The organism is Streptomyces enissocaesilis (assembly GCF_039533765.1).
GTDB lineage: Bacteria > Actinomycetota > Actinomycetes > Streptomycetales > Streptomycetaceae > Streptomyces > Streptomyces enissocaesilis.
The window spans coordinates 14,295-29,683 of sequence record NZ_BAAAUD010000113.1 but is presented as its reverse complement, the minus strand read 5'-3'; the positions used below and the strand labels follow the sequence as shown (position 1 = coordinate 29,683).

Here is a 15,389-nt window from a genome sequence, read left to right as displayed (position 1 = left end):
GCGCCGGAGAGCGCCTCCCCGGGCCACCGCCCGGTCGCGGAGTTCTCGCTCACACATCCGCGCGCCTAGGGTGCCCGGATGAACGCCCAGGGTTTTCCTCGCCAGTTCGCCCGTACGCGCCGCTTCTCGCTCGGCGTCCCCCGTCGTTTCACCGTCTCGCCCGACGGCGGGCGCGTGCTGTTCGTACGGTCGGACGCGGGTGACGACCCGGTCAGCAGGCTGTGGCTGTACGAGGACGGGAGCGAGCGGGTGCTGGCCGGGCCCCGGGACGCCGGCGTCGTTCCCGAGGCGGAGCGGGTCCGCAGGGAGCGGGCCCGCGAGACGTCCCGGGGCGTGGTGGCGTACGCGACCGACCGCGAGGTCCGCGTCGTGGCGTACGCCCTGGGGGGCGAGCTCTGGACCGTACGGACGGACGGGGACGGAACCGCCCCGCGCCGCGTCCCGACGGCGGGCCCGGCTGTCGACCCGCGGCCCTCCCCGGACGGAACGCTCGTCGCGTACGTCACCGGGGGCGCCCTGCGCGTCGTGCGCACCGACGGCACCGGGGACCGGCTGCTGGCCGCTCCCGAGAACGCCGACGTGACGTACGGGCTCGCGGACCATGTGGCGGCGGAGTCGCTCGGCCGGATGCGCGGCCACTGGTGGTCGCCGGACAGCGACGCGCTGCTCGTCGCGCGCGTGGACACCTCGATGGTGCAGCGGTGGCACCTCGCTGATCCCGCGCGTCCCGGGAACGCACCGCGGGCGTTCCCGTATCCGGCGGCGGGAACGGCCAATGCTGAAACTACGATGCACGTCGTACGAGTGGACGGTGAACGTGTCGCGGTACGGACACCCGCCGCCGCCGACCCGGAGCACCACGTGCGGGGCCGGTGGACGGACACGGCCTTCGAGTACGTCGTCACGGCGGGGTGGGACGCCGCCGGCCCGTTCGTGAACGTACAGACGAGGGACCAGCGCACGGCGTACCTGATGGGCATCGACCCGGCGACCGGTGAGACCTCGCTGCTGCACATGCAGCGCGACGGGGCATGGCTGGAGTTCGTCCCCGGCGCCCCGACGCGCACGGCCGCCGGCTCCCCCGTCCTGGCGTTCGTGCCGCCGGGAGGCGACGTCCGGGGCCTGAGGACGGCCGGGCACGGTGCGATCACGCCGCCCGGACTGAACGTGCGCGAAGTGCTGTGCACCCTCGGCGAACGGGTCCTCTTCACCGCGAGCGACGAGCCGACGGAGGTCCACGTCTGGTCGTACGGACCGGACTCGGGTCTCGTCCGGCTGAGCGAGGGGCCCGGCGTCCACACGGCCGCCGCCGGGGGCGGCACGGTCGTACTCGACAGCCTGACGCCCGAGGGGCACACCGTGACCGTCCTGCGCGACGGCAAGCCCGCCGGACACATCGCCGTACGCGCCGAGGAGCCGCTGGTCACGCCCCGGCCGGTCCGTCTCTCGCTCGGCCAGCGCGAGTTGCGCAGCCTGCTCTTCCTCCCGTCGTGGCACGAGCCGGGGGCGGGCGGCCTGCCCGTCCTGCTCAGCCCGTACGGCGGCCCCGGGGTGCAGCTGGCCGTCAGGGCCCGCGCGTGGTGGGCGGCCGTGGGCCAGTGGTGGGCCGAGCAGGGGTTCGCCGTGCTGATGACGGACGGGCGCGGTACGCCGGGGCGCGGCGTCGCATGGGAGAAGAGCGTTCACGGCGATCAGCTGACGCCCGTACTGGAGGACCAGGTCGACGCGTTGCACGCGGCGGCCGGGTACTGCGCCGACCTCGACCTGGGGCGGGTGGGGATCCGGGGCTGGTCCTTCGGCGGCTATCTGGCGGCGGGCGCCGTACTGCACCGCCCCGACGTCTTCCACGCGGCCGTCGCGGGCGCGGCCCCCACCGATCTTCGGCTCTACGACACGCACTGGAAGGAGCGCTACCTCGGCCACCCCGGCGTCCTGCCCGAGAACTACGAACGCTGCTCACTGGTCGAGCACGCCGGCAAGCTGACGCGGCCGCTGATGCTGGTCCACGGCATGGCGGACGACAACGTGCTGCCGGCCCACATGGTGCGCTTCTCGGCGGCGCTGCTCGCCGCCGGGCGGCCGCACACCGTCCTGCCGCTGCCCGGGTCGGGCCACCTCGTCACCGAGGAGGGCGTCGCGGACAGACTGCTGCTGCTGGAACTCGATTTCCTGAAGAAGTCGCTCGGGTGCTGAACAGCGCGGCCCGCTCCCCCGTACCACCCCGTACAACCGCGTCCGACAACGCGCGGCCAGTCGTCGAAGGAGAGTGCCGGCATGACGAGGTCTCAGGAGGCAGTGCGGCTGATCGGCCGCCGTACGGTCGTCGTCGCGGTGGGCGCCGCCGGAGCCGCAGCGGCGCTGACGGCGTGCGGCGGCTCCGGCGGTGACGGCCCGGCCGGCACCGCGGTCGAGGAGCCGGTGGGCGGTACGGGCGGCAGTGGCGCGGGCGACGGCGCGGGCGCCGTACTCGCGAGGACCACCGACATCCCGGTGGGCGGCGGCAAGGTCTTCGCCGACCAGGGGCTGGTCGTCACGCAGCCCACCGCGGGGCGGTTCAAGGCGTTCTCGTCGAAGTGCACCCATCAGGGCTGCGCGGTCAAGGACGTCTCGAACGGAACGATCAACTGCCCCTGCCACAACAGCACGTTCGATGCTTCGGACGGCAGCGTGAAGGGCGGCCCGGCGAAGCAGCCGCTGCCCGGCGCCGCCATCAAGGTCGAGGGCGACGCGATCACCCTCGCCTGACCCGGACGGACCACGGGCGGCGGGCGGCGGACGACGGACCACTGACGGCGGACGGCGCAGCCGGGGAAGGGCAACCGGCCGGCCGTGACCGCCGGCAGCGACCGGTCCGGTCCGGTCCGGTCCGGTCCGTACGGACCGGACCGGTCACGTCACTGCCCCACCGCTCCCGCGCCCGCCGTGACCAGCGCGTCGACCGCCGCACGGATGGAAGGCCGCCGGTCGGCGTCGGCGCGCCAGACGGCGTACACGTGCCGCCGCATCGGGTGCCGCACCGGTAGGACGCGCACCCGGTCCGGCACGGGCCCGCGCCCCAGCCGGGGTACCACGCACACCCCGAGCCCCTCGGCGATCAGCGCGAGCTGGGTGGCGTGTTCCTCCGCGACATGCCCGATCCGGGGTTCGACACCCTTGCCGCGCAGCGTGAACATCAGCCACTCGTGGCAGAACTCGCCCTCCGCCCAGGTGACCCACTCGTCGTCGGCGAATTCCTCCAGGTCCACCGCGGCCCGGCCGGCGAGGGGGTGGTCGACGTGCACGGCGACGTCGGCGGGATCGTGGAGCAGCTCCCGCTTCGCGAGTCCTTCGGGCATGGAGAGCGGCTTGTTGTACCAGTCGAGCACGACGGCCAGGTCGAAATCGCCCCGCAGGACGGCGCGTACCGAATCGGCGGGCTCCATCTCCCGCATCCGCACCCGCAGTTGAGGATGTCCGGCGCGCAGCGCCGCGAGGGCCGACGGCAGCAGACCGCGGGCGGCCGTGGGGAAGGCGGCCACCGCGAGGTCCCCGACGACGCGGCCCCGCTGTGCCTCGATGTCGGACTGGGCCAGTTCGACCTGGGAGAGGATGCGGGCGGCGTGGTCGGCGAGCAGTCGCCCGGCGTCGGTGAGGCGGACACCCCGGCCGTTCTTGGCGAGCAGGGGCTGACCGACCTCGCGTTCCAGCTTGGCCATCTGCTGGGAGACCGCGGAGGTCGTCACGTGCAGGCCCTCGGCCGCACCGCCGACCGAGCCGTGCCGGGCCAGGGCATCGAGCGTACGCAGGCGCTCCAGATTCAACATGTAAGCGATGCTAAGCGATGGGATTCATTAAATCTCGCTTGTTCTAAGAGGTTGAACGATCCAGAGTGAGCACCATGAGCCCCGCCTCCCCACTTCGCGCCGCACCGCCCGCCATCCCCGACACCACCTCCAGCGCCCCTGTCGCCCCCGACGGCCCTCCCGCGCCCGTCCGCCGCCCCGCGCTGGACTGGCGCATCCGTTTCGCGGTGCTCGCGCTCATCTGGGGCTTCAGCTTCCTGCTCATCAAGGTCGGCACGCAGGCGTACGCACCCTTCCAGGTCACTCTCGGCCGCCTGGTGTTCGGTACGGCCGTCCTCGCCGTCGCGATGGCCGTGAAGCGGGTGGGGCTGCCGCGCGGCGCCCGGACCTGGGGCCATCTCACCGTCGCCGCGTTCTTCCTCAACGCCCTGCCGTTCTCGCTCTTCGCCTATGCCGAGCTGACGATCCCCTCGACGCTCGCCGGCATCTGCAACGCCACCTCGCCGCTGTGGGGCATGGCGCTCTCGGTGGTCGCGTTCTCGGAGGACCGCCCGACCCGCCGCCGCGTCGCGGGACTCGGCCTCGGCTTCATCGGCGTACTGACCGTGCTCGGCGTCTGGCAGGGCTTCTCGGGACTGGACCTCGGCGGAACGGTGATGGCCCTGCTGGCCGCCCTCAGCTACCCGGTCGGCTGGATCTACCTGCGCCGCACCCTCGCGGGCAGCGGCGGCTCCGCCCTCTCCATGACCGGTGCGCAGCTCCTCCTCGGCACCGTCCAGCTGGCCGTGGTCACGCCGCTGTTCACCACCGTGCCCGGCTCGTTCCCGGTCGTTCCGCTGCTCGCGGTGGTGGCCCTCGGCGCCCTCGGGACCGGCCTCGCGATGCTCGTCCAGTACGGTCTGGTCGCCGAGATCGGCCCGACGACCGCACAGATGGTCACGTACTTCGTCCCGGTGATCGCCACCGTCGCGGGCGTCACCCTGCTGGGCGAGCACCTCAGCTGGAACACTCCGGTCGGCGCCCTCGTCGTCCTCGCGGGCGCCGCACTCACCCAGAGCCGGGCCCGGGGCGGCAGCCGGAGCCGACGCGGCAGCACGGCACGTCAGGCGTAGTGCCTGGCCGCCGGCGGAGGTCCGGTCGCCGACGCGACGGCGTCGGCGACCGGACCGATGTCACGCGCCGTCATCGCCGAGACGGTCAGGCGTACGCCGGGCGGCGCGGACATCCGGAACCGCGCGCCCGGCGCGACCGCCCACCCCGAGTGCAGCAGCCGCGCCACCGCCCCCGTCTCGTCCGCCACCGGCACCCAGACGTTCAGGCCGCTGCGCCCGTGCGCCTCGATCCCCCGCTCCGCCAGCGCCCGTACCAGCGCGTCCCGCCGCCCGGCGTACGCACGCGAGACGGCGCGGACGTCCACGGCGCCCGTCTCCCACAGGTCCACGACGGCACGCTGGAGCAGCCGGCTGACCCAGCCGGGGCCGAGCCGCTGGCGTCCCGCCACCCGGTCCACCGTGACCGGGTCGCCGGTCGCCATCGCGAGGCGCAGGTCCGGCCCGTACGCCTTCGCGACGGACCGCACGAACGCCCAGTGGTCCGTCACGCCCGCGAGCGGACGCAGCGGCAGATCGACGATGGCGTGCCCGTGGTCGTCCTCGATGAGCAGCACCCCGGGGTATGCCGCCAGGACCGCGCGCAGCTCCTCGGCGCGCGCGGCGCCCACCGCCGCGCCGGTCGGATTCTGCGCCCGGTCGGTGACGACGAGCGCCCGGGCGCCGCTCCGGAGCGCCCGCTCGACCTCGCCGGGCAGCGGCCCGTCGTCGTCGAGCGCGACCGGTACGGCGCGCAGCCCGAGCGCGGGGACGAGGTCGAGCAGACCGCCCCATCCCGGGTCCTCGACCGCGACCACGTCACCCGGCTTCAGATGCGCGGCCAGTACGCGCTCGATCGCGTCCAGCGCCCCCGAGGTGACCACGACCGGGCCCTGCGGCACCCCGTCCGCGTCGAACGCGGCCCGTGCGAGCCGCCCGAAGTCCGGGTCCACGGGCTCCTCTCCGTACAGTCCGGGCCGCCGCGCGCCGTGCCGCGCCGCGGCGGCGAACGCGTCGTGCAGCGGTGGCAGCAGCGCGGGATCGGGGTTCCCCCGGCTCAGGTCGCGCACGCCGGGCGGTACGTCGGCCCTGATGGACTCGCGCGCCGTACTGGCCGGGCGGGGACGCACCCGGCTGCCGCGGCGACCGGACGTCTCGATCACCCCGCGCTCGCGCAGGGTGCGGTACGCGGCCGCGACCGTATTCGGATTGACTCCGAGCTCACCCGCCAACTCCCGCATCGGCGGCAGCAGTTGGCCGGGCGAAAGCTCCCCGGAACCCACCGCGCGCTCCACGCTCGCGGCAATCTCCGATGCGCGCCGCCCACTGATCCGATATTCTCCTAGCACAAAGTTTACTATGCACTAGTGCAATGGAGAAAGCAATGCCGGACACCAGCTCCTACACGCCTTCCGAGCGCACCGTCCCGACGCGTTCACGGGAGCGCGCCTCTTACGACCGCGAGCTGGTGCACGCGCTGCTCGACGAGGGTTACGTCTGCCACCTCGGCTTCGTCCGCGACGGCGCCCCGGTCGTCCTGCCGACGCTCTACGGCCGGATCGGCGACCGCCTCTACGTGCACGGCTCCACGGGTTCCCGCCCCCTGCGCATGGCCGGCCAGAGCGATCCCGGCCTCGCCGTCTGCCTGACCGTCACCCACGTCGACGGCCTCGTCCTGGCCCGCTCCGCCTTCCATCACTCCATCAACTACCGCTCCGTGGTGGTCCACGGCATCGCCCACGAGGTCGTGGACGAGGAGGAGCGCCGCACCGCCCTGGACGCGCTGGTCGACCACGTCGTCCCCGGCCGCTCCTGCGACTCGCGCCCGGCCAACGCCAAGGAGCTCGCCGCGACCGCCGTGATCCGCCTCGACCTGGAGGAGGTCTCCGCGAAGGTCCGCACCGGCGGCCCCAACGACGAGCCCGAGGACGCCTCGCTCCCCCACTGGACGGGTGTCGTCCCGCTCGTCCGCGGCTACGGCGCGCCGATTCCGGCGGACGGCCTCGATCCGGCCGTCGCCCTGCCCGACTACCTCACCACCCTCTGAGGGACCGTACGGAGAACCGTCCGCCGCGTACCGGAAGCCGGCGGGCGCCCGCGAAGGCGTCCACCGACTTCCGGACCCGGACCGGCACGGCCCGCCCCCGTACGCGCGAGCCCCCTACGCGAGAACGGCGGCCCGCCGGCCCGGCGCGGCGGTCCTGGCCTCCGCGACCGCGAGACCCGCCACCGCGGCGAGCAGCAGCAGCGTCCCCGCCACGGTGGCCGGCGCCAGGTGCTCGCCCAGCAGGACGACCGCGATGACGGTGGCGCTCACCGGTTCGAGCAGCGTGATCACCGAGACGGTCGCGGACCGGACGACCGCCGCCCCCGCGAAGTACAGGGCGTACGCGAGCGCCGTCGGCACCGCCGCCACGTACACCAGCAGGCACACCACCCGCACCGGGTCGTCGGTGTGCGGCAGCAGCCCTTCGGCGGCCACGAACGGCAGCAGGCACAGCGAGCAGATCGCGAACGCCCACGCGGTCGTCGCGAACGGGTCGGCCCCGCCCCCGTCACGCCCGAGCCGGCGCGTCAGCAGCGTCATGGCGGCGTACCCGGCGGCAGACAGCAGCGCGAAGAACACGCCGACGGGCCGCACCGACGTACCGCCGCCGCCCAGCACCATCACGGCGAGCCCGACGAGCGCACCCACCACGGTGAGCGCCCCGGCGCGTCCCAGCCGCTCCCCCATGGCCAGTCGCGCCCCCAGCGCGATCAGCACCGGCGCCGCGCCCATGGTGACGACGGTGCCGACGGCGAGCCCGGTGGCCTGGACGGCCGCGAAGTAGGCGCTCTGGAAGACCGTGAGTCCCAGACCGGTGACGAGGACGCGCGTCACCCGCCGCCTGCGGGGCTCGGCGGACGCCACCGGCGCGGCGGCCGGGCGACGGCGCAGCGCACGGGCGGCCAGGAGCAGCACCAGGCCGCCGACGCAGCGCCAGAAGGACAGCGCGAGCGGTCCGAGGTCGCTGGCCAGGAAGGTCAGCGAGGCGGCCGCTCCCGCGGTGCCCCAGGCCGTTCCGGCGACGATCAGGTAGACCAGGCCACGCCGGACGGGCAGGCCCGAGGAAGGACAGGAAGATTTCGACACGTGACTTCTCCGCGTGAAGACGGGACAGGTGGTCGCTCGGCTCCGCACGCGGGCAGCGACGAACCGCTCGGGGACTGCCCGAGCCCGGTCTTCGTCTTCGGCAGTGCCGCCCGCGTTACGCGGCGGGAGGCGGAAGCACAGTCGAATGCATGATCGTCACCCTACGGCGCGGTCCGCTCGGCGGACAACTCCCCGTCCGCATGCCGGAGATCCGCGCCCGCCCCGGTGAGCCCGCCCGCGACGGGCCCGCTCGGCGCCCTGGGCGCCGACGACTGGGCGATGAAGGCACCGACGAGCACCACGGCTCCGCCGATGATCTGCGGCGCGGACAGGTGCTCGCGCAGCAGCACCCATGCCAGTACGGTCGCGACGACCGCCTCCAGGCAGGCGACCACACCGGCCACCTGCGGCGACAGCCTGCGCACCGAGACCACGCCCGTGACGTACGCGAGGACGGTGGCGATCAGTACGATCCAGCCGAGCAACAGCGCGGCCGGCACGTCCGCCCCGCCCATCCGCGCACTCCCCGCGAGCAGTGACCAGTCCATGCCCCAGGGGCGTGCCACGAGGGTCAGCACCGCGGCGCCGATGAGCAGTCCGTACGCGATGACGCCGAGCGGGTCGGCCGCGTCGTCACCGGTGCTGCCCTGGTCGGACAGGACGAAGTAGCCGACCTGGCAACAGGCGGCGCCGAGCGCGAACAGCAGCCCGAGCGCGTCGAAGCTCAGCCCCGCCCACACCTCGACGACGCAGGCCAGGCCCCCGACGGCCAGCACCACACCCACCGCCGCGGCGCGCGTCACCGGCCTGCGCTGCACGAAGCGCACCCAGCCGAGCACGAGCGCGGGGGCGAGGTATTCGATGAGCAGGGCGACGCCGACCGGGATCCGGGACAGCGAGGCGAAGTAGAAGGCCTGCACACCGGCGACCGCGAGCAGGCCGAAACCGGCGAGCAGAGCGGGCTTGCGCAGCAGCAGGGCGCGGTGGCGCCAGGCCACGGGCAGCATGACGAGCGCGGCTCCGGTCACGCGCAGCCACACCACGTGCAGCGGGTCGAGCCCCGCTTCGATCAGCGGCTTGGCCGCGACACCCGAACCACCGAACGCGAACGCCGATGCCAGGGCAAGTCCCAGGCCGGCGCTCCTCCCCTGAGACGCTTGCATCGGCACATCATGCCAGGTGGGGTCAGGAGCTTCATCTCCGTCACACCTGACGGGATTCTCCGTGCAGGCGCCCCGCCAGCAGCTGCGTGTCGACACCGGCCCGCCGGAGCACCTCCGCCGCCCGGCAGCCGGGCTCCGCGGCGAGCACGGCGAGCAGGTCGAGGCCGCGGGCCCGCCGGTCCTCGCGCGCCGCGGCACGCCCCAGCGCACCCGCCATGGCCGCGACAGCGGCGGGCGACCAGCCCGCCACTCCGGTCTCCCCCGCCCCGGGCGCCGCGCCGGAGTCCTCCACCGCCCCCTGCCAGCGCAGCCCGTAACCGATGCTGCGCTGCACCAGGTAACCGAGCACCCTGGCGACCTGCGGGCCGCCGTCGAACGCCGCCCTGACATCGGGGTCGGTCTCGATCACCGAGTGCAGCAGATGCGCGGTGTCGATCTGCCGGTCGCCGTCCCGCAGCGCCCGCCTGCGCGCACCCGCTACCACCGAGGCGAGCTCCGCGGTGAGCCCGGCTTCGATGTCTGCGCAGGAAGGAGCGGGCCGAGGAGCAGGTTGCTGAGGAACCCGTGGGGTACGGCTTTGCACACCTCCCACCTCATCAGCCGCCGCCGTCGGCGGCATCCCCGGCAGGAAGCATTTACGCATCCGACAGAAGGTGGGCAACCCCGCGCGAGTCCTCCTCCTCACGGATGAGAACAGGGAAACCCGGACAACCCGATGCGAGACGCCGGGATCCCCCGCCCTCTCGGTCCTCAGTCCTCGTCGGCGAGGATCAGATAGAGCTTCTTGCGGGACTCGTTGATGACGGCGAGAGCCTTCTGCCGCTGCTCGGCCGATCCGGTCTTCCAGACCTGGCCGAACGCCTCCATCAGCCCGAACCCGGCCTGCCGGATCTCGTTCACGTTCTCCCAGTCGATGCCCCGCCCGGCTTCCTCCCACGGAGCCCGCGGCCCGGCCTCCGCCTCGGTACGCCCCGCGTCGGTGAGGGTGAACAGCTTCTTGCCGCCCTCGCTCTCGCTGACGATCAGCCCTTCGTCCTCGAGCAGCTGGAGCGTCGGGTAGACCGAGCCGGGGCTCGGCCGCCAGGCCCCGCCGCTGCGCTCGCCGATCTCCCGGATCATCTCGTAGCCGTGCATGGGACGGTCCGCCAGCAGCGCCAGGATCGACGCGCGTACGTCGCCGCGCCGCGCCCGGCCCCGGGGCCCGCCCCGGCCGCGTCCGCCGCCCCACGGCCCGCCGAACGGCGGCCCGAAGGGACCGAACGCGGCGCGCCGCCCCTCGAAATCACCCCGGCCGCGATGACCGGGCCCGCAGTCTCCATGTCCGTGTCCATGTGAACGCATCGCCGCGCTCCTTCCATCGGTGACCTGTCGCGATGCTTCAACGATATATCGGAACTACTCTTCCGCCAAGCGTTAAAGAGCCAGTCGTACGAAATTGGCCTTGGCCTGCGGCTTCACCCCGCCGCTACGTTCATGGCCATGCGGATTCGAATCGTCGACGCCTTCACCGACCGCCCCTTCGCCGGAAATCCGGCCGGAGTCCTGTTGCTGGACTCCGGCGGCTTCCCCGACGACGCCTGGCTCCAGCGGGTGGCGGCCGAGGTGAACCACCCCGAGACCGCCTTCGCCCACCCGCTTCCCGCCGGCGGCGACGCCGACTGGGCGCTGCGCTGGTTCACCCCCACCGCCGAAGTGGACATGTGCGGCCACGCCACCCTGGCCACCGCCCACGTCCTGCACACCACGGGCGCCGCGACCGGCACCGTCCGCTTCTCGGCACGCTGCGGCATCCTGGCCACCACCGTGCGGGAGGGCGGCGCCTACACCCTCGACTTCCCGACCGCGCCGCTCACCGGAACGCCCGTCCCCGACGGCGTGAGCAAGGCGCTGGGCGCCGAGGTCCTCTCGGCCCACGACACCGGGCCGCACATCGGCGACCTGCTGGTCGAGCTGGCCGACGAGTCGGCCGTACGGGCGCTCACGCCCGACTTCGCCGCCCTCGTGGCCCACTCCGGGCGCGGCATCATCGCCACGGCCGCCGCCGAGGACCCCTCCCGCGGCTACGACTTCGTCTCGCGCTGCTTCTTCCCCCGGGTCGGCGTCGACGAGGACCCGGTGACCGGCAGCGCGCACACGGCCCTCGCCCCGTTCTGGTCGGCCCGCCTCGGCCGCGACGAGCTGACCGGCCTCCAGGCCTCCGCCCGCTCCGGCCTCGTCGCCGTGTCACTGCGCGGTGACCGCACCCTGCTGACCGGCGGGGCCGTCACCGTCATCGACGGCGAGCTGTTCGCCTGACAGCGCCGGCGGCGCGAAGGGGCGTACCGGACGTCCCGTACGGAACCCGAGCTTCCCGTGCGGGACGGAACCCCGGTACGCCCTCTCCCCGCGCCCTCAAGCCGTCGGCAGCCATCCCACCCTGCCCGCCAGCAGCGCGTACCCGACGAAGGCCCCGACATCGAGCAGCGTGTGGGCCACGACCAGCGGCCCGACCCGCCCCCAGCGCCGGTACAGCAGCACGAAGACCGCGCCCATCACCATGTTGCCGATGAAACCGCCGATCCCCTGGTACAGGTGGTACGAGCCGCGCAGCACCGAACTCGCCGCCAGAGCGGCCATCGGCGACCACTCCAGCCGATCGAGCCTGCGCAGGAGATACCCGACGACGATGACTTCCTCCAGCACGGAGTTCTGCATCGCGGACAGGATCAGTACGGGAAACTTCCACCACACCGAGGGCAGCGATTCCGGCACCACCGTGAGGTTGAACCCCGACTCGATGGCGACCAGGTAGAAGGCGAGCCCCGCGCTGCCGATGCCCGCCGCGACCAGCACCCCCCGCCCCAGGTCCGGCCACGGCCGCGTACGGTCGAACCCGATCGCACGCAGCCCCGTGCCCTCCCGCGTCAGCAGGTACGCGACCAGCGCCACAGGCACCAGCGCCGACGTGATGCCGAACAGCTGCCAGGCGAGATCCAGCCACGGCCGCCCCGGTGTGTACGACCCGTTGAGTTTCGCCGCCTGGTCCTTGAGCCCACCCGGTTTCGTGAGCGCTCCGACAAAACTGATCAGGGACGACACCGCGCTCGCGCCCAGCGAGAGCGCGAGAACGATCAGAACCTCGGCACGGAGGGTCCGCGGCATCACCCCCTGCCCGGGATGAGAGCCGGCCACCCGTCCCGCCTCTGCCTGCACACCAGCCTCCAGTTCGGCCGTTCCGCCTCGTCACCGGCTCCGCCCGCCAGGGTCTCGAACACGGGCACGGAGATCGCGCGTGACAGGCCCCGGGACGTCACAGCTTGCCCGACGACGCGGCGACGGACGGCACCAGGTCCAGAACCCTGCTCCGGCTCCGGCTCCGGCTCACAGTCCGGGCACACCCCGGGCGCCGGCGGCGGCCCACCCGCAGCCCGGCCGGCTGTCCCCTCAGACTCGTCCCGGGAATCCCGCCGGCCACGTGTGCACCGGATCGCCCCGGTGCATCAGCTCGCTGTAGCGGCGGGTGGTGGCGGCCAGCGCGGCTTCGCGCTCCAGACCGGCCTCCAGGGCGCGGTGGTACGTGTCCACCTGCCAGGAAGCGCCGTTCACGCGGCGCCTGCACCGCTGCTCGATGACGCCGAGGTAGTAGTCGCGGTCCGCGGGCTCGATGCCCCAGGCGTCGAGCCCGGCCGCGGCCAGCGGCAGCAGCTCTTCCTGTACGAGCCTGACGGCCGGAACCCGCGCGGTCCCGTTCGCACGCCCCGGCTTCGGCCAGACGATCTCCGCGTCGATGCCGTGGCGGCAGGCCGCGTCGAAGTTCTCCTCCGCGGCCTCGAAGGGAAGCCGCTTCCACACCGGCCGCGCTTCCTCGGCGAGCGCCCGGACCAACCCGTAGTAGAAGGCCGCGTTGGCGATCACATCGGTCACCGTCGGTCCTGCGGGCAGCACCCTGTTCTCGACCCGCAGGTGCGGTACGCCGTCGACCAGCCCGTACACGGGCCGGTTCCAGCGGTAGACCGTCCCGTTGTGCAGCACCAGTTCCTGGAGCCGCGGCACCCCGCCGTCCTCGAGCACCAGGAGCGGGTCCTCGTCGTCGCATATCGGCAGGAGAGCCGGGAAGTAGCGCACGTTCTCCTCGAAGAGCTCGTACGCCGACTCCACCCACCGCTCGCCGAACCAGGTCCTGGGCCGTACGCCCTGGGCCTTCAGCTCCGGCGGGCGGGTGTCGGTGGCCTGCTGGAAGAGAGGCGGCCGCGACTCGCGCCACAGCTCGTGCCCGAAGAGGAAGGGCGAGTTGGCGCCCACGGCTATCTGCACCGCCGCGATCGCCTGGGCCGCGTTCCACACATCCGCGAACCGGTTCGGCGTGACCTGGAGGTGCAACTGCACGGAGGTGCAGGCCGCTTCGGGCGTAATGGAGGCGAAGGTACAGCTCAAACGCTCGACGCCGGCGATGTCGAGGGTGAAGTCCTCACCCCGCGCGGCGACGATCTGATCATTGAGCAACTGGTAGCGGTCGATGTCGGAGAGGTTTGCCGAAACCAGATCATGGCGCCCGAGCGTCGGCAGAATTCCGATCATCACAATGCCCGCGGCGACCTCCTCCGCCTTTCTGTTGGCATACCCCAGGCTGGTGCGCAGCTCCTCCGTCAGCTGATCGAAGACGCGTCCGCCCAGCCGGTGCGGAGCAATATTCACTTCCAGATTGAACATTCCGAGTTCGGTCTGGAAATCACTGCTGGCGATCCGGTCGAGGACCTCCGCGTTCACCATCGCCGGCATCCCGTCGGCTCCGGCGAGATTGAGCTCGATCTCCAGTCCCATGAGGTTCTTGGGGCGGTCGAAGCGCTTCTCCGCCAGCAGTCGCTCCAGTCCCTCCAGGCACTGCTGGAGTTTCCTCCGGTACCGCTGCCGGTCCGACAGATCGAACCCGCCTGCTACGACCTTCTCCCCCATCGAAGTACCCCTCCTCGAGTGGGCGGCTCACAGCATCGGGCATTGACGTCACGATCGATGATGCCCAGACATGCCGATCCGTAACGCCCCACGGCCGCAGAGGACCGGGTACCCTCGACCGGGAAGCCCAGCGGCACATTCACTCGGCATGCGGCAGAAAGCAGATACCAGCGCCCTGCCGTCGGTGAGAAAAGCCGATGATTTCCGGCCTACCGCTTTCGCCGGAACTTTCCAGGCCACGGGCCTGAGACCCCGGTGAATGGGTAGATTCTCCGCAGGAAAAGGTCCGGATACCGCCTTGCCCGCAATACCGGCGACCGCTAGCCGAAACACCATGTGAACACGTGTCGTATAAACTCCGCAGACGAGGCAGAGAGCTGGCGCCCCGGCCATCGCCCCACGGCCCCCCTCTGACCCCGCACCTGCATCACACGCAGACAGCGCCGTCCGCACCGCCCACGCATCACCGTGTCTCCCAAGTGAGAGGCGACCCACCATGCCGCTGCTTGTCCCCTCGGCTCCCGCGCCCGCCCTACGCAGCGTCCTCGCGGCACTCGGTTCCCCCACCGCCGTCCGGGAGGCCCGTCCCGCGGCCCTCCGTACGGCCCAGGGACCCCTCAGCCCCGAGTTCCCTCTTCCCGTCCACGTCCTGGACGGGATCATCCCCTCCGGCAGACCACCGCGCGCCCGGCTGACCGGCTGGCGGTTCCTGATCCGCAGCGGCGACCGCACGGTGGCCGCCGCCGACAGCATGCTCACCCCCGACGGCTGGGCCTTCTCCCATTTCTGCGAGGGCCCGTACATCACCTCCAGCGAGCGCGCGCTGCGTCAGGCCGAGGCGATGTCGACGCGCTACCAGCCCCGCCTGCTGTCCGTGCCGGAGCTCTACATGCTCACCCTGTGGCTGCACGACGGCCCCGAAGCCCACACCGACGCCGCCGACACGATGCCGCTGCCGACGGACCTGCTCGTGCCGCTGGCGCCCGCGCCGCCCGGCATCGCCTCGCACCGCCCGCACCGGGTCGCCGACCTGCTGCCGCTGCTGACCCACCGGCTCGCGCCACCGGCGGCCGCCCCGCTCCTCAGCCAGTCCGCCTGACGACAGCAGGACAGCGCGACACCAGCCCTCACAAGCTCCTCGCAACGCCCTTCACGCCCCCTGTGCCCCGTGCCCGCCCCGGCACGGGGCACAGTACTGGCCCGTGCCGACCCGTCCGGACTAGCCCGTACCGGCCACCCCGAACCACCCGGAAATACGCCCCGGTTGAACTGAACCGCCCGCACGGGTGAC

At 72.8% G+C, this 15,389-nt stretch carries 14 protein-coding genes; 6 read left to right on the top strand and 8 right to left on the bottom strand.

What is annotated here, in order from left to right:
• The first annotated feature begins 78 nt into the window (after positions 1–78).
• On the top strand, positions 79–2,193 hold the full coding sequence (locus ABD374_RS33695; RefSeq protein ID WP_344500807.1) for a prolyl oligopeptidase family serine peptidase: 2,115 nt from the start codon (positions 79–81) through the stop codon (positions 2,191–2,193).
• Between the two features lie 81 nt (positions 2,194–2,274).
• A complete protein-coding gene (locus tag ABD374_RS33690; RefSeq protein WP_344500805.1) occupies positions 2,275–2,745 on the top strand; it encodes a Rieske (2Fe-2S) protein in 471 nt (156 codons plus the stop codon).
• Positions 2,746–2,894: 149 nt separating this feature from the next.
• On the opposite strand, the gene ABD374_RS33685 is transcribed toward ABD374_RS33690, so the two are convergent.
• Positions 2,895–3,803, bottom strand: coding sequence for a LysR family transcriptional regulator (locus ABD374_RS33685; RefSeq protein WP_344500804.1), 909 nt, complete (start codon positions 3,801–3,803; stop codon positions 2,895–2,897).
• A gap of 74 nt (positions 3,804–3,877) precedes the next feature.
• On the opposite strand from ABD374_RS33685, the gene ABD374_RS33680 reads away from it, so the two are divergent.
• Complete coding sequence (locus ABD374_RS33680) at positions 3,878–4,894, top strand: DMT family transporter (protein ID WP_344500803.1); 1,017 nt, start codon at positions 3,878–3,880, stop codon at positions 4,892–4,894.
• Here ABD374_RS33680 and ABD374_RS33675 read toward each other — a convergent pair.
• A complete protein-coding gene (locus ABD374_RS33675; RefSeq protein WP_344500801.1) occupies positions 4,885–6,219 on the bottom strand; it encodes an aminotransferase class I/II-fold pyridoxal phosphate-dependent enzyme in 1,335 nt (444 codons plus the stop codon). The two genes, ABD374_RS33680 and ABD374_RS33675, sit on opposite strands and share 10 nt — an antisense overlap.
• A 35-nt stretch (positions 6,220–6,254) precedes the next feature.
• Here ABD374_RS33675 and ABD374_RS33670 point away from each other — a divergent pair, with 35 nt between their 5' ends.
• Complete coding sequence (locus ABD374_RS33670; protein WP_344500799.1) at positions 6,255–6,917, top strand: pyridoxamine 5'-phosphate oxidase family protein; 663 nt, start codon at positions 6,255–6,257, stop codon at positions 6,915–6,917.
• A 114-nt stretch (positions 6,918–7,031) separates the two neighbouring features.
• Here ABD374_RS33670 and ABD374_RS33665 read toward each other — a convergent pair whose 3' ends face one another.
• From ABD374_RS33665 to ABD374_RS33650, 4 genes are all read right to left on the bottom strand, one after another.
• The gene (locus ABD374_RS33665) at positions 7,032–8,003 is read right to left on the bottom strand and encodes a DMT family transporter (RefSeq protein ID WP_344500797.1); all 972 of its coding nucleotides are present in this window, start codon (positions 8,001–8,003) and stop codon (positions 7,032–7,034) included.
• 161 nt (positions 8,004–8,164) lie between these two features.
• On the bottom strand, positions 8,165–9,166 hold the full coding sequence (locus ABD374_RS33660; protein ID WP_344500795.1) for an EamA family transporter: 1,002 nt from the start codon (positions 9,164–9,166) through the stop codon (positions 8,165–8,167).
• A gap of 40 nt (positions 9,167–9,206) precedes the next feature.
• Positions 9,207–9,749, bottom strand: coding sequence for a Clp protease N-terminal domain-containing protein (locus ABD374_RS33655; protein WP_344500793.1), 543 nt, complete (start codon positions 9,747–9,749; stop codon positions 9,207–9,209).
• A 167-nt stretch (positions 9,750–9,916) separates the two neighbouring features.
• Positions 9,917–10,507, bottom strand: coding sequence for a PadR family transcriptional regulator (locus ABD374_RS33650; protein WP_344500791.1), 591 nt, complete (start codon positions 10,505–10,507; stop codon positions 9,917–9,919).
• 138 nt (positions 10,508–10,645) lie between these two features.
• On the opposite strand from ABD374_RS33650, the gene ABD374_RS33645 reads away from it, so the two are divergent.
• The gene (locus tag ABD374_RS33645; RefSeq protein WP_344500789.1) at positions 10,646–11,461 is read left to right on the top strand and encodes a PhzF family phenazine biosynthesis protein; all 816 of its coding nucleotides are present in this window, start codon (positions 10,646–10,648) and stop codon (positions 11,459–11,461) included.
• 96 nt (positions 11,462–11,557) lie between these two features.
• Here the strand turns inward: ABD374_RS33645 and ABD374_RS33640 are convergent, their stop codons facing one another.
• Together ABD374_RS33640 and ABD374_RS33635 are read right to left on the bottom strand one after the other, a co-directional pair.
• A complete protein-coding gene (locus tag ABD374_RS33640) occupies positions 11,558–12,358 on the bottom strand; it encodes a CPBP family intramembrane glutamic endopeptidase (RefSeq protein ID WP_425577422.1) in 801 nt (266 codons plus the stop codon).
• Positions 12,359–12,589: 231 nt separating this feature from the next.
• Positions 12,590–14,098 (bottom strand): glutamate-cysteine ligase family protein, encoded by a 1,509-nt coding sequence (locus ABD374_RS33635; RefSeq protein ID WP_344500785.1) that lies wholly within the window; start codon positions 14,096–14,098, stop codon positions 12,590–12,592.
• A 496-nt stretch (positions 14,099–14,594) separates the two neighbouring features.
• Between ABD374_RS33635 and ABD374_RS33630 the strand changes: the two genes are divergently transcribed.
• Positions 14,595–15,197, top strand: coding sequence for a hypothetical protein (locus ABD374_RS33630; RefSeq protein WP_344500783.1), 603 nt, complete (start codon positions 14,595–14,597; stop codon positions 15,195–15,197).
• Positions 15,198–15,389: the final 192 nt, after the last annotated feature.

Bases quoted from the DNA above. Each gene is read 5' to 3' on its own strand.
- ABD374_RS33650 (WP_344500791.1), bottom strand. From the start codon at position 10,507: ATGCGTTCACATGGACACGGACATGGAGACTGCGGGCCCGGTCATCGC.
- ABD374_RS33670 (WP_344500799.1), top strand. From the start codon at position 6,255: ATGCCGGACACCAGCTCCTACACGCCTTCCGAGCGCACCGTCCCGACG.
- ABD374_RS33680 (WP_344500803.1), top strand. From the start codon at position 3,878: ATGAGCCCCGCCTCCCCACTTCGCGCCGCACCGCCCGCCATCCCCGAC.
- ABD374_RS33630 (WP_344500783.1), top strand. From the start codon at position 14,595: ATGCCGCTGCTTGTCCCCTCGGCTCCCGCGCCCGCCCTACGCAGCGTC.
- ABD374_RS33635 (WP_344500785.1), bottom strand. From the start codon at position 14,098: ATGGGGGAGAAGGTCGTAGCAGGCGGGTTCGATCTGTCGGACCGGCAG.
- ABD374_RS33685 (WP_344500804.1), bottom strand. From the start codon at position 3,803: ATGTTGAATCTGGAGCGCCTGCGTACGCTCGATGCCCTGGCCCGGCAC.
- ABD374_RS33695 (WP_344500807.1), top strand. From the start codon at position 79: ATGAACGCCCAGGGTTTTCCTCGCCAGTTCGCCCGTACGCGCCGCTTC.
- ABD374_RS33660 (WP_344500795.1), bottom strand. From the start codon at position 9,166: ATGCAAGCGTCTCAGGGGAGGAGCGCCGGCCTGGGACTTGCCCTGGCA.
- ABD374_RS33690 (WP_344500805.1), top strand. From the start codon at position 2,275: ATGACGAGGTCTCAGGAGGCAGTGCGGCTGATCGGCCGCCGTACGGTC.
- ABD374_RS33645 (WP_344500789.1), top strand. From the start codon at position 10,646: ATGCGGATTCGAATCGTCGACGCCTTCACCGACCGCCCCTTCGCCGGA.